This window comes from Mesorhizobium sp. M1A.F.Ca.IN.022.06.1.1 (genome assembly GCF_003952605.1).
Classification (GTDB): domain Bacteria; phylum Pseudomonadota; class Alphaproteobacteria; order Rhizobiales; family Rhizobiaceae; genus Mesorhizobium.
In genome coordinates this window covers 1,752,500-1,766,723 of the sequence record NZ_CP034455.1, presented here as the reverse complement: position 1 = coordinate 1,766,723, position 14,224 = coordinate 1,752,500, and the positions used below count along the sequence as shown (strand labels likewise).

The 14,224-nt window shown below is 59.7% G+C and carries 11 protein-coding genes; all 11 read left to right on the top strand.

Annotated features, from left to right (window positions below):
* Positions 1-56: 56 nt before the first annotated feature.
* The 11 genes from ccoG (at position 57) to urtA (ending at position 14,113) form a co-directional block, all read left to right on the top strand.
* The gene (gene ccoG / locus EJ078_RS08620) at positions 57-1,616 is read left to right on the top strand and encodes a cytochrome c oxidase accessory protein CcoG (protein ID WP_029354962.1); all 1,560 of its coding nucleotides are present in this window, start codon (positions 57-59) and stop codon (positions 1,614-1,616) included.
* Positions 1,613-2,110: a FixH family protein gene (locus tag EJ078_RS08615; RefSeq protein ID WP_091595779.1), complete on the top strand. Its 498-nt coding sequence runs from the start codon at positions 1,613-1,615 to the stop codon at positions 2,108-2,110. Before ccoG ends, EJ078_RS08615 begins: the two co-directional genes overlap by 4 nt.
* Positions 2,107-4,395 carry a cation-translocating P-type ATPase gene (locus EJ078_RS08610; protein ID WP_091595777.1) on the top strand — a complete coding sequence of 763 codons (2,289 nt, stop codon included), beginning with the start codon at positions 2,107-2,109 and terminating at the stop codon, positions 4,393-4,395. Before EJ078_RS08615 ends, EJ078_RS08610 begins: the two co-directional genes overlap by 4 nt.
* Entirely contained in the window at positions 4,392-4,547 is a 156-nt protein-coding gene (gene ccoS / locus EJ078_RS08605) for a cbb3-type cytochrome oxidase assembly protein CcoS (RefSeq protein WP_084831491.1), read from the top strand. Before EJ078_RS08610 ends, ccoS begins: the two co-directional genes overlap by 4 nt.
* 543 nt (positions 4,548-5,090) lie before the next feature.
* Positions 5,091-5,513: a hypothetical protein gene (locus EJ078_RS08600; RefSeq protein WP_164783627.1), complete on the top strand. Its 423-nt coding sequence runs from the start codon at positions 5,091-5,093 to the stop codon at positions 5,511-5,513.
* Positions 5,510-6,691, top strand: a complete 1,182-nt coding sequence (ubiM, locus tag EJ078_RS08595; protein ID WP_189350574.1) for a 5-demethoxyubiquinol-8 5-hydroxylase UbiM — start codon at positions 5,510-5,512, stop codon at positions 6,689-6,691. Before EJ078_RS08600 ends, ubiM begins: the two co-directional genes overlap by 4 nt.
* Before the next feature lie 270 nt (positions 6,692-6,961).
* Positions 6,962-8,767 (top strand): EAL domain-containing protein, encoded by a 1,806-nt coding sequence (locus EJ078_RS08590; RefSeq protein WP_245459151.1) that lies wholly within the window; start codon positions 6,962-6,964, stop codon positions 8,765-8,767.
* Entirely contained in the window at positions 8,673-9,155 is a 483-nt protein-coding gene (locus EJ078_RS08585) for a transposase (protein ID WP_329609615.1), read from the top strand. The genes EJ078_RS08590 and EJ078_RS08585 overlap by 95 nt, the downstream gene beginning before the upstream one ends.
* A gap of 705 nt (positions 9,156-9,860) precedes the next feature.
* Entirely contained in the window at positions 9,861-10,061 is a 201-nt protein-coding gene (locus EJ078_RS08580; protein WP_067327402.1) for a hypothetical protein, read from the top strand.
* 171 nt (positions 10,062-10,232) lie between these two features.
* On the top strand, positions 10,233-11,612 hold the full coding sequence (locus EJ078_RS08575) for a DUF6600 domain-containing protein (RefSeq protein ID WP_127403290.1): 1,380 nt from the start codon (positions 10,233-10,235) through the stop codon (positions 11,610-11,612).
* 1,190 nt (positions 11,613-12,802) lie between these two features.
* Positions 12,803-14,113 carry an urea ABC transporter substrate-binding protein gene (urtA, locus tag EJ078_RS08570; RefSeq protein WP_127215183.1) on the top strand — a complete coding sequence of 437 codons (1,311 nt, stop codon included), beginning with the start codon at positions 12,803-12,805 and terminating at the stop codon, positions 14,111-14,113.
* The last annotated feature ends 111 nt before the right edge of the window (positions 14,114-14,224 follow it).

Below are 14,224 nucleotides of genomic sequence, written 5' to 3'. Positions count from 1 at the left end.
ACCGCGAGGCTTTTCGACAGGTGCCCCTGACATTGGCTGGGAAAGTGGAGTTGCACGTGCGTGACAAGACGCAGTTGACACGGCTCGAAACAGAAACTGTCAATGCCGCCAAAACCCGCAAGCCCCTTTATGCCGCGCGTCAAAAGATCTTTCCGAAGCGCGCCTCGGGCAACTTTCGCCGCTTCAAATGGCTGGTGATGACGATCACACTTGGCATCTATTACCTGACTGCGTGGCTGCATTGGGATCGTGGCCCATTTGCCCCGGACCAGGCCGTGCTGCTCGATCTCACCAATCGGCGCTTCTACTTTTTCTTCATCGAGATCTGGCCGCAGGAATTCTTCTATGTGGCCGGCCTCCTGGTCATGGCCGGTGTTGGACTTTTCCTGATTACCTCTGCTGTCGGCCGTGCCTGGTGCGGCTATGCATGTCCGCAGACCGTGTGGGTCGATCTGTTCCTTGTCGTCGAGCGTGCGATTGAGGGGGACCGCAACGCCCGCATGAAACTCGATGCCGGCCCCTGGACCGCCCGCAAGCTGATGCTGCGGGTCTCGAAACACGCCATCTGGCTTGTCATAGGGGCGGCGACCGGTGGCGCCTGGATTTTCTATTTCGCTGATGCACCAACACTTGTGGGCGAGCTTTTCACCGGTACCGCCGCACCTGTCGCCTACATCACCATCGCCGTGCTGACGGCGACGACCTACACCTTCGGCGGCCTGATGCGCGAACAGGTCTGCACCTATATGTGCCCATGGCCGCGCATCCAGGCAGCCATGCTCGATGAGAATTCGCTCACCGTCACCTACAATGACTGGCGCGGCGAGCCGCGATCGCGCCACGCCAAGAAGGTGCAAGCCTCGGGGCAGTCCGTCGGCGACTGCGTCGACTGCAATGCCTGCGTCGCGGTCTGCCCAATGGGAATCGACATTCGCGACGGCCAGCAGCTCGAATGCATTACCTGCGCGCTGTGTATCGACGCCTGCGACGGCGTCATGGACAAGCTCGGCAAGGAGCGCGGGCTGATCTCCTACGCGACGCTCTCCGACTACAACGCCAACATGATGCTGGCGACCGCAGGCGGCTCCAGTTCAATCAATCCGTCGCTGGTCAGGACTGCTGTCGGCACCTTCTCCGATCAGGTGGCGCATTTTCACATTCGCAAGATCTTCCGGCCGCGCACCTACGTCTACATGGGCTTGTGGTCGCTGATCGGGCTGGGCCTGCTCTATTCGCTGCTGACGCGCGATCGGCTCGAACTGAACGTGCTGCATGACCGCAATCCGCAATTCGTCACACTATCCGATGGCTCCATCCGCAATGGCTATAGCGTCAAGCTGCTCAACATGATCCCTGAGCCAAGGACAATCGTCGTCACCATGCAGGGTCTGGAGGGTGCCGACATGGTCGTCGTCGGCGACGACATCCCGGCCGGCCGGTCTTTCGCCATCCCGGTCGAACCCGACCGCCTGAAAACGTTGAAGGTCTTCGTTCGCCAACCGGCGGACCAGATCCACGCCCCGGCACAGACCTTCAAGTTCCGTGTCGAGGATAAGGCGAGCTTCGAGTCGAACGAGTACGCCGCCACATTCAACGCGCCAGAGGCCGCCAAATGACCGCCAATGCCCAAAAGCCTCGCGAATTCACCGGCAGGCACATGCTGGCCATCATTCTCACCTTCTTCGGGGTGGTCATCGCGGTCAACCTGACCATGGCCACGCTCGCCAATACGAGTTGGACCGGCCTCGTCGTCGAGAACACCTATGTGGCCAGCCAGCAATTCAACAAGGAGGCCGAGGCCGGCCGCGCTCAAGCAGCGCTCGGTTGGACCGGCAAGCTGACCATCGCATGGGGCGAAGTCCGCTACAGCCTCTCCGACGCTGCAGGCAAGCCGGTTCCTCTGCACGGCGTCAAGGTGCTGTTTCGTCATCCCGCCTACGAGAAAGAGGACAAGTCCGTCACGCTCGCCCTCGCCTCCGGCCAGGAGTTCGCCGCCCAGCATATGCCGAAGGACGGCGTCTGGATCGTCGAAGTCGACACCGATGCCGGCCTGACACGACCCTATCGCGACGTCCGCAGGATTATGATTTCTCATGGAGCGCTGCAATGAGCTGTTGTGCACCGGGCGCTGAAATGGCGCTGGATCTGAACGGCGCCACGTCGGTCCTGCCATCCAGCCAGGAGATCAGGTTGGCGAGCCGATCGCTTGGCGATGATCTTCGGCAGACCGATCTTTCAGTGCCGACGGTTCATTGCGCCGCCTGTATCCAGACGATCGAGGCGGCACTTGGAAAGCTCGATCACGTCGAAAGCGCGCGCGTCAACCTGTCGACGAAGCGGGTCGCGGTCCGGTGGCGAGGAGACGAGGTGCCACCCTTCGTCGCCGCGCTTGGCAGGCTGGGCTACGAGGCGCATCTGTTCACACCCGAGGTCGATGACAAGGACAAGACGCTTGCCGAACTGATCCGCGCTGTCGCTGTTGCCGGCTTTGCGGCGGGGAACATCATGCTGCTTTCGGTCTCTGTCTGGTCCGGCGCCGAAGGTGCTACCCGCGACCTGTTTCACTGGGTCTCGGCGCTGATCGCCATTCCTGCCCTCGCCTTCGCCGGCGGAATCTTCTTCCGTTCGGCCTGGAATGCTTTGCGCCATGGTCGCATGAATATGGACGTGCCCATCGCGGTCGGTGTTTCGCTCGCCTATGCCATGAGCCTCTATGAGACGATCAATCATGGCGACCACGCCTATTTCGACGCGTCGGTATCGCTGCTGTTCTTCCTTTTGATCGGGCGCACGCTGGATCATGTGATGCGGGAGCGTGCCCGGACTGCCGTGAAGGGCCTGTCTCAGATGGCCGCGCGTGGCGCAATGGTGATGCGCGGCGACGGCGCGCGCGACTATCTGCCGGTCGGCGAGATCGAACCAGGCATGCGGTTGTTGATCGCGGCCGGTGAGAGGATCCCCGTCGACGGCAAGATCATCCAGGGAACGTCGGATCTCGACTGCTCGCTGGCCTCAGGCGAAAGCACGCCGAAAAACGTGGCGCCGGGCGAAGCAGTACAGGCCGGCGTGCTCAATCTTACCGGCCCGCTGACGATCCAGGCGACAGCCGCCGCAAAGGATTCGTTCCTGGCGGAGATGGTTCGGCTGATGGAATCCGCCGAGGGCGGTCGCGCGCACTATCGCCGCATCGCTGATCGCGTGTCGGCACTCTACGCGCCCCTGGTTCATCTCACCGCCTTCGTGACATTCCTGGGCTGGATGGCGGCGACCGGCGACTGGCACCGGGCGATGACGATCGCCATCGCTGTTCTCATCATCACATGCCCCTGCGCGCTCGGCCTCGCCGTGCCGATCGTCCAAGTGGTCGCGGCGCGGCGGCTTTTCGAGAGCGGTATCATGGTCAAGGACGGTTCGGCCATGGAGCGCCTCGCGGCGATCGATACTGCCGTGTTCGACAAGACCGGCACGCTCACGCTCGGCCAGCCCCGGCTGGTCAATGCGGACTCGATTGATCCGGGCATGCTGGCAATCGCCGCCGACATGGCCGCGCATTCGCGTCACCCGTTTTCAAAGGCCATGACCGGCTTTGCCGCTCCTGGCGGGCAACACAAATTCGATGCCGTCACAGAGCATCCGGGGTTCGGGATCGAAGCCACTGTCGCCGGAAGCACCTGGCGGCTGGGTCGACGCGGATGGGCTGGATGGAAGGCCCGGACCGGAGGTGAAGGCAAACATGGCTATGGTGGAACGGCCCTGACAAAAGACGGGTTCATTGTCGCGACCTTCGATTTCGAGAATGCGCTGCGCGCCGACGCGGCGGCGGCGATCAAGCGATTGAACGATGCCGGGGTGTCGATGCAAATGCTGTCGGGCGATACCGCCGCAGCCTGCGCCGAAGTGGCAAAGCTGCTGGATATCGACGACTTCGTTCCGTGCCTGCTGCCATCGGGCAAGCTCGAACGCATCGAAACCCTCGCGAAAGTTGGGCACAAGGTTCTGATGGTTGGCGACGGCCTCAACGATACGCCGGCCCTGAGCGCGGCGCATGTCTCGATCGCACCGGCCACCGCCGTCGACATTGGCCGCAACGCGGCAGACTTCGTCTTCCTGCGCGAAAGCCTCCTGGCGGTGCCGCTCGCCCTGGGCGTCTCGCGCAAGGCAGGAAACCTGATCCGGCAGAACATCGCAATCGCAATCGTCTACAATGCGGTGGCAGTACCAATCGCCATCCTCGGGCACGTCACGCCTTTGATAGCGGCGATTGCCATGTCTGCCTCATCGCTGCTTGTTATTGGAAACGCATTGCGCTTGCACGGCTTCATGGCGAATGCGACGGTGCAAGTTATTCAAAAAGTCAGACGCTCCGCAGTCGGCTATTCGGCACAATCCTCGTGACGACCTTGCTCTATCTCATACCAGTGGCCCTTTTTCTGGGTGCACTGGGCCTGTCCGGCTTCGTCTGGGCATTGCGAAGCGGTCAATACGAAGATCTCGACGGAGCCGCCGAGCGGATACTAATTGATCGGGACGACAAACCGGGACGCTGATTTCAATCCGCTGTGCATAAGATGCGCGGATCCCGCTCGTCAGTCGAGCCGGCTCGGTCGGGAACAAGCTGTCCATGCTCCATGACCAGCTTGACCTAAGCTGGGCACTACATTGATTTGTGAAAATCCACTGTCGTGCGAAGGACTGCCTTCCCATGCACCCAGTATGAGGCGGCTGATGCCGCGAGAGTACCTCGCGCGGCCGGACGAGCTTCGCACTGTGCGCACGGGTAACAAGTTGAGCGTCGCGATCGATCACCCGAGCGTGAACTACCAGTGCCGGTTGATCGTGCCCTGGCTGATCCAGATCAGGGTCATATTCGCATCAGTGGTGCTTTATAGGCCAGTCTTCGAAGGAGAATGCATGACTTATGTATCGCGGCCAGACGCGTCCACCTCTGATGGGTTGCATGCTTCATTGCCGATCCATGCCAATTTCCGGCCCTGCGCCTTGCAGCAATGCGGTCACCGAAACTCAGCGCAGATCACGGTGTTCCGCACGTGGTATCCACTCGTCACGACGATAATAATAGGCAGAATCCCATGAGCGCCGTTCACATCATCGACTGCCACAACGCGAATGACTACTTCGCCGACAGGGCGGACGGACCGATCACACAGAAGATGCTAAAGACTGTCAACATCCGCGCGGAGCTCCACATTGCTTTGGACCGAAAGCATTTTCGTGAGGCTGTAGTCCAAGCGAACAAGGCGAAGTGCGACGTGCTTCACATCGCTGGGCACGGCAATGGAGACGGGATCGCTTCGTCCAGTGGGCGAGGTAGCCTTCTTTGGGCTGACTTCGTAGAAATGTTCCAAGGCTCGGATCCAGCGCCGAAGATCCTCGTGATGTCAATGTGCTGCGGAGCATCATACGCGTTGGCGGCGGGCACGGAGCTCAGCGGATGTCAGTCGGCTCAGTTCCACCGTTACACGAGGATAGCCGACGGGATGGCGGCACGCTGATGGGCTCTGACGACAATTTTGACATCGTTGTCGTTGGAGCCGGGCCGGTCGGCCTTTCGTTCGCTGCGTCGCTTGCCCAAAGCGAACTCAAGGTGGCAGTTGTTGAACAGAACACATTCGATAGTCTGGCGAATCCGGCTTTCGATGGTCGCGAAATCGCGCTGACCAACGCTTCGATCAGAACCCTTCGCGAGCTCGGCGCCTGGGATGTCATCCCGGCTTCGGACAAATCAGCAATTCAAGGCGCGCGCGTGCTCAACGGCTCGAGCGCATTCGCTCTTCGTTTCGATCCTCCCAGCAACTCTGGAGAACCGCTGGGGGTTTTGGTTCCAAATTGCCGGATCCGCGAGGCGCTGTTCAAAATCGTCCGCTTGCAGGATCGCGCCCGGCTGTTGTGCGGCCACTCGGTCGTCGATGCAACAAACAGCCAAGAAGGAGCAGTCGTAACGCTCTCTAATGGCGCGCGTTTAACTGCTCGGCTTGTTGTTGCCGCGGATTCGCGTTTGTCCGCCACGCGTGATCTGCTGGGCATCGGCGCCGATATCAACCGGCTTGGCCACTCGATGCTGATTTGCCGAGTGAGGCACGAGCGCGCCCACCACCAGATCGCCATCGAATGGTTCGATCACCATCAGACGATAGCGATATTGCCCCTCGCGGAGGGCGTGTCGTCGCTGCTGCTCACATTGCGCTCAAACGAGGCCTATAGACTGCTTGCCTTCGATGACGATTTGTTCCTGTCGGAGTTGACGAAACTGTGTCGAGGGCGCCTTGGAAAAATGACCTTGGCAAGCAAGCGCCATACCTATCCGCTGGTCACGACCTGGGCGCACAAATTCCGGGCCCCGAGCGCCGCACTCATCGGCGACGCTGCCATCGGCATGCACCCGGTGACCGCTCACGGATTCAACATCGGTCTCAGCAGCCAGAAGCAACTCGCCCGTGGAATCATGACTGCGTGCCGCGACGGCCGCAATGTTGGCGACCCCGACATGCTGCACATATACGAAAGGCGGCTGCGCCTGTCGGCGGCGCCGCTCTACCATGCAACGAACATACTGGTTGGACTCTACTCCAGAGACCACCTGGCGGCACGGCTTGCAAGGCATCTGGGGCTTCGCTTTGCCCAACATGTTCCCCTTGTCCGGCATGGGATTTCGGCGGAGCTCCAGCGGTGATACTGCACCAGCAGTTGCATTTTGCGCGATGTGCTGGGCGAGCGATGGGAGAGAGTGCATCATGCGCCGGAGTAATCCTGCTCCCGACGCTGATCTCCGATTGAAGAATTAACCCGTCCTTCAGGGGGCTGCATAGGCTGCGGACAAGCAGGAGTAAGCAAGCTGACCCGTCCAGCCCTGGAAAAAGAAGATCCGCTGGAGGCGAGAATCCTTCAGGACCAGCTCGCTGATCTGAGGGCAGGCCTTTTCGTCTCAATGCCGATAAGCATTGTGCTGTCCGGGCTGATTTTGACCGTGCAGGCCCTTTCCGGGAACGGTCTTGCTGGCGCGGCCTGGTTTTCGGTCGTTAATGCGATAAATGCCGCCCGCCTTGCACTCGCCCGTCATCAGCTGAAGGAACCCGGAGTCCAGGATGATCTGACACGGGTTTGGCTGCGGCTTCGCTGGTTTGGCAGGCTTGCTCTTCTGGCGGGATTCACCTGGTCATTCCTTGCCGTCCTAACGGCTGGGTACACGACGTCTCAAGCATCGCTGCATCTAATAATTCTGGCGGGCATTTCAGCTGGCGCGGTCACGTACGGCAGCTCATATGCTGCGGCAGCGATATACTTCATCACACCGCCACTCCTCATTGCCGCCGCATGCTTGCTGACGAAGGGAACCCTGGAAAACTACATTCTGGCTTTTGCCGTCCTGCTTTTCGAGGGCGGCCTGGCTCGAGCCTCGTTCGTTGGACAAGCGCGCTTCCGTGACGCGAGCCGCCTGAGACATCAAGCCGAGCGGCTTGCCGCGGAAATGGAGCGCAATTCCAGGGAGGACCATCTTACCGCGCTCCTCAACAGGCGCGGCCTCGAACATGCAATCGATCAGTTTGAGAACACTGATGGGCCCTTTGTGGCCATGCTGATTGATCTGGATGGGTTCAAATCTGTCAACGATACCTACGGTCACAGAACGGGTGACGAGCTGCTTGCCAGGATCGCCCGCCGAATAGAGGAAGAAGCACCGGAGGGCTCAACGCTCGCCCGCATCGGTGGCGATGAATTCGTGCTGGTTTTTTCCTCGCTTAGAAATTCGCCTTCTCCCAGCAATCTCGCATCCAATCTCATATCCAAGCTTGCTCGCCCCTATCCTGGCGTCGCCTCCGTCCGGATCGGGGCATCCATAGGAATATACTCGGCTAAAAACCCGGGGCTGACGGAAATGTTGTTGCGGGCGGACATCGCCCTTTACACAGCTAAGCGCCGTGGCAGGAACGAATTTTGCCTGTTCGATGCCGAGCTCGACCGGGAACTGCAACGCCGCCAGTCAATCGAACGCGATCTTCATTCGGCGATAAAGACGAGAAGCTTGGGCCCTTGGTTCCAGCCAATCGTAAGACTCGACACCGAAGCTGTGATCGGTTTTGAAGGGTTGCTAAGGTGGTCCCATCCGATTCACGGTTCCATCTCTCCGCCCGAAATCATGACAGCGGCACGCGAAACCGGAATGCTCCAGCTGCTAACTCAAGCTGTATTTTCCGAATGTTGCGCTTTTATCGACGCCTTGGTGAAAGCTGACTGTCGTGATGTTCGTGTGACGATGAACGTTTCACCGCGCGAATTGGAGGCCGGCGATATCGACGAAATGGTTCTGAATGGTCTGGCGGCAAAGGACCTCCCTGCAACGATGTTCGAAATTGAGATAACAGAAGAATCGCCCGTGGACCCGGACAGGGTCGATGAAAAGCTCGGACGGCTTTCACATGCCGGCATTTCCATCGCGCTCGATGTCTTCGGCACCGGCTTTTCCACGTTGGCATCGCTCAAGGACAGTCGGATAAGGAAGGTGAAAATAGACCAGGGCTTCATTCGCGGTTTAGCCAAATCGCGGGAGGATCGGCTGCTTGTCAAAACCGTGATCGATCTTGGTCGGACGCTCGGGATCGAGGTCATGGCCGAGGGCGTCGAGACAGAGGCGGATCGGCAAACTCTGCACAAGCTTGGCTGCAAAACCGCTCAGGGCTTCCTGTTCTCCAAGGCGGTGCCACTCAGCCAAGCGCTTGGTTTGGCAGTTAAAGAGCGCCAGGAGTTGTGACCGGCATCCGCCATTCGCTCACGCGCGCCACCTCGCCGGGTTCAGCGGTATCCTGCAAGTGGATGGCTACTCGGCCTATACCAACCTGGTCAAGGCACGGGACAAAGCCGGCAGCAATGAAACAATCCGGCTCGCCGGGTGCTGGGCTCACCTGCGGCGCAAATTCTACGACCTGCACATCAGCGGGATCTCGCAGGGCCGCGACGGGTTCGATCACCGCCATGACCGAATTGTGGAAGGTCGAGACAAGGTTCGTGGCAAGGATGCTGGAAGCCGCGCCGCGCTGCGTCAGGAAAAGTCCGTGGCCATTGTCGCGAGCCCCTTCGATCTATGGGAAGCGGAACTGGGCAAGGTCTCGGGGAAATCCAAAACCGCCTTGCGGGGCTGACCTTCCATCTGGTCCGTGGTTAGCTGATAGGCGGTTTATTTGTCGTGCAACGTGCTCTTTCAGCCTAAGCTGCTCCACGCGTGGGGTACCAAATGTCAGACTTTCACCACTAGGAAATCGCGAACGGGCGCGGCGCTTACTGGCCGCATTGCCGCAAAATAGCGTCGGAAGGTGGGATCGGCGTGACGTTGTTACTCAGAGTGAGTGGTCCCGAGAGTTGAGGGCAGAATCGAAATTCGCGTGTTCCTATAGCGCATCTCCGATCGGGGGCCATCGCCACGAGCAGCAGATGAGGCAATGCGAAGCTTGGTCGATCGACAGAGTGATGCGGCACGACATCCATTTCCTACCAGCCCATTCCCCCCGATACAGCCGCGCGTCTACTCGAACCTAGAGCTGTCGAGCATGAGCAAACACCGTCCTTGTTGTGTTCTGAGAACTCCAGCTTTACCTCGCCGAATGGCAGCTCGCAAATGATGCAATCAAAAGTGTGCATACCGCGGCAGCGACCACATTGTTTCAGTCTTTTCAACAGCGTAAGAATCTGACGGTATTTTTGACGGTACTCACTGGTTGTGTGACTTAAATTAAGTAATTGAAACAATCAGGTACGGCCTTAATTGATGATTGAGTGGGAATGATTCAGGCCCATCCGAACATCGCTGAAATTGCGCTAGAGTTCGATCTAAATCACTGAGATAAAAGATGGTTTTGGCCGGCAATTTTTCGCCGGTTATCGGTGTGCGTCGTTTGGAGCTGCCGTACCGGTTGCCGGACCTCACCCACATTGCCACGATGATTTTTGACAGTACCGTCACGTCACAGAGGGCTTCTGACCGTACCTTTTTCCACGCCAAGCAGCTGAAAACTAAAGGTAAATTCTGCAAATCAGCCCTCAAAACCTGATGACGGTACTTTACGCTTCCGCGAAGTTCGGCCATCAGGCGATTACGTTCAATGGCTCGCCATAGCTACCATTTGCAAGGTCCACGAGCCCTGGCGGGAGCAAGGCGGAACAATCCGATTGCCGGTGAGTTTTCAAGATGAAGGGCGCATCTGTTTCGGAGGAAGACTGGGATGAAACGCGTCCTTGCCCAAAATGCGGTACGGCTGATGCTGGGCGGCGTAACCGCCTGTCTGCTTATGGTCGTTGATATCCCAAACCCGATTGCACCATTCTCGCTAGTGTCGCAGGCAAGGGCCGCCACCGAGGTTTCGATCAGCACATTCTACGAAGACCTGTCGTCCCATGGCGATTGGGTCTCGTATCATGGAGCGACCGTTTTCGTGCCAGTTGATGTACCTGACGATTGGCGCCCGTATACCTTGGGCCATTGGGTCTATACAGAGGAGTATGGCTGGCTCTGGGTATCCGACGAGCCATTCGGCTGGGCGACGTACCATTACGGCCGGTGGGGCTATGCCGACGATATCGGCTGGTACTGGGTTCCGGGCACTCGCTGGGCGCCAGCATGGGTGACTTGGCGTCGTGACAGGGAGCACATCATTTGGGCTCCGCTGCCGCCGCGCCGTGATCCGGACTTGATTTCAATCGAGGTAACCTTCGACACGACGCCGGATTATTACTGGGTTGTGGTCCCTAGCCGCGAATTCCTTGCTGCCGACGTTTCTGTCGCTGTTATCCGTGATAGGTCCGAGTTTGTGCGGATTGTCGAGGCGGCCCAGCCGGCCGGCGACGTGACCATCCAGAACAACGTGGTGGTCAACAAAGTCATTGATGTTGATGTGATCGAAAAGGAGACGGACCAGAATGTGACTGCCGTCAAGGTCAGCAAGACCGACGCGCCCGAGCAGTCCGGCAAATTGGAAAATGACACGGTCGCGGTCTTCGAAGGTGAGGTGAAAGCCGACCCCAAGGCAAAACCAGCTAAGCTAAAGGACATCGAGCAGGTGAAGCAGGTTCAGGCTGGCCGTAAATCGAAGCCGACCGAAGGCGCAAGGGCCGATGGGGCGGAGCCGGAAGAGACCGCCAAGCCTGAGCAGCCCGCCGCCGAGCAGCAGGAGGCCGAGCCGGAACAGGCCGCCAAGCCTGAGAAGCCGAAGGGCAAGAAGCAGCCCGCCGCCGAACAGGAGGCCGAGCCGGAACAGGCGGCCAAGCCCGAGAAGCCGAAGGCCAAGACGCAGCCCGCCGCCGAGCAGCAGGCCGAGCCGGAACAGGCTGCCAAGCCTGAGAAACGAAAGGCCAAGAAGCAGCCCGCCGCCGAGCAGCAGGCCGAGCCGGAACAGGCGGCCAAGCCTGAGAAACGGAAGGCGAAGGAGCAGCCCGCCGCCGAGCAGCAGCAGGCCGAGCCCGAGCAGGCGGCCAAGCCTCAGAAGCCGAAGGCGAAGGAGCAGCCCGCCGAGCAGCAGCAGGCCGAGCCCGAGCAGGCGGCCAAGCCCAAGCCACGGAGCCAGAAAAACAAGGCGTGCGATCCGCAGACTGACGCGAACTGCTAGACGGCCGCGAAGGAAAGTCGATTGCACAGCCGCCGGAGTTATCCGGGGCGAGTCAGCGACACTCGTCTTTGCAGTCCGAGTCCCTGCGATTCTCCCCGACGTTCCTCGGCTCCGATAGCGTCGGATCCTTGGCGGCGGATGGGCCCAGTGCCGGGACGTTGTTCTGAACCGTCATGACCAATGTTCGGCGGCCGGCGCGCGCATGTCGGTGGGCGGGCGCTGAACGAAGCAAGGACGAAGCAGTCGTGGCGCTCGAGGAGAAATTCACGCGCTATCGCCAGAGACGCTGACGGCTGGTCTGCGCTGCCGAAGCGAAGGGCATGTGAAATCGGGCGGGGCGATGTTGGAACCATTGCCATTTGCCACAGAAGCCGGGCTAGGCCGCGCGTGAGCCTTAGTGGGGTGCAGAAAACGCGTCAGGCGGCCCTATTTCGTTCACCAGTCGCGCGCCTGTCGAGCGGCGGCACTCGACAAAGCCGCCGGTGAACAACTCCTGGGACCTTCGCCCCTTGTCGAAGTTCGGTAGCTGGGCGGCGCTGTTGCGTCGGGATGGCATATCGGGCCCGATTGGAACGGACTGATCAGAGGAGACCCGACAAAAGAGCCGTCCCTCACACCGTCGGGCTCTTTCAATGCATTGGCGGCGCTTTATTGAAGAGCTTTCCGGTGACCAGCTACACCGTTGAAACGATGTCGGGGACGGATGCAGTATTGCCTCCGCGAGGACCACCTCACCTAAAGAAGCCGCTGAATGGGTGACCGGCCGGCACGTACAGGACCGGCGAGACGAGACCCAATGGGTTCGCGTCACCGACGACACCAATCGAGCGGTCTACAATTTGCTCCAGATAGGAAAAGCCCGCCGCCGAGACGGACCGGGTCCCTCACTTGTTAGCCGCCCGCGGCGCAAAGATTTCAATTCCCAACATCTCTCGCCGTGCGACTACCGGGGCCGGCAGAAGGCAAACGGCGATTTAAAAACACGCAATAGAAAATTGCGATTAAAATAGAGGCAGAAGCCCAAAATTTGACAACGCCTTGAAGCGGAAGCGGCCGTTGAAAACTTGAGTTGAAATTATAACCAACTGTAACTGATCGATTTTTTGCCCGGCACTTTGGACTGTCAGGTTTGGCACGTCGCTTGCACCGCAATGTTGCAATGCAAAACAACCAGCTTGGGAGTGTGCAATATGAGGGGCAATTTCTCGACAATAACAAAAATGTTTTCGGCCGGCGTGATCGCTGCCGGCCTGTCGATATCGGCTCCCGCCAGAGCGGCCGACGACACGATCAAGGTCGGCATCCTCCATTCGCTCTCGGGGACCATGGCGATTTCGGAGACGACGCTGAAGGACGTCATGCTGATGCTGATCGAGGAGCAGAACGCTAAGGGCGGCCTGCTCGGCAAGAAGCTCGAGGCGGTTGTCGTCGATCCGGCTTCCAACTGGCCGCTCTTCGCCGAAAAGGCGCGCGAGCTGATCTCCAAGGACAAGGTCGCGGCGGTCTTCGGCTGCTGGACCTCGGTGTCGCGCAAATCGGTGTTGCCGGTGTTCTCGGAGCTCGACAACATCCTGTTCTACCCCGTCCAGTATGAGGGCGAGGAAAGCGAGCGCAACGTCTTTTACACGGGTGCTGCCCCCAACCAGCAGGCCATTCCGGCCGTCGACTACCTGATGAGCGCCGATGGCGGCTCGGTGAAGCGCTGGGTGCTCGAAGGCACCGACTATGTCTACCCGCGCACCACCAACAAGATCCTCGAAGCCTATCTGAAGTCGAAGGGCGTGCCGGCCGAGGACATCATGGTCAACTACACGCCGTTCGGCTTCTCCGACTGGCAGACCGAAGTCTCGGCGATCAAGAAGTTCGGCTCGGCCGGCAAGAAGACGGCCGTGATCTCGACCGTCAACGGCGACGCCAACGTGCCGTTCTACAAGGAACTGGGCAACCAGGGCATCAAGGCCGAGGACATTCCAGTCATGGCCTTCTCAGTCGGCGAGGAAGAACTGGCCGGTCTCGACACCGGTCCGCTGGTCGGCCACCTCGCCGCCTGGAACTATTTCGAGAGCGTCGACACGCCCGAGAACAAGAAGTTCATCGACGACTGGCACAAGTTCATAAAGAACGACAAGCGCACGACCAACGACCCTATGGAAGCCCACTATATCGGCTTCAACATGTGGGTGAAGGCAGTCGAGAAGGCCGGTACTACCGATCCGGACAAGGTCATCGACGCCATGGTCGGCGTCTCGGTGCCGAACCTGACCGGTGGCTATTCGACGATGATGCCGAACCATCATATCACGAAGCCGGTGCTCATCGGCGAGATCCAGGCCGACGGCCAGTTCGAGACCGTCTCGCAAACGCCCGGCCTTGTGATGGGCGACGAATGGTCCGACTACCTGCCCGATTCCAAGAACCTGATCTCCGATTGGCGCGCGCCGCTCAGTTGCGGCAACTTCAACGTCGCCACCGGCAAGTGCGGCGGCAAGGGCACCAACTGATCCTCCCAGGTCTGTCGGGTCGCCGCGTGGCCCCGCGATCCGAGACCGCGGCCCGGGCGGGCCTTCGCGTCCCGCCCGGGCAGAAACCTCAAACGTTCGAGATCCGCTGAA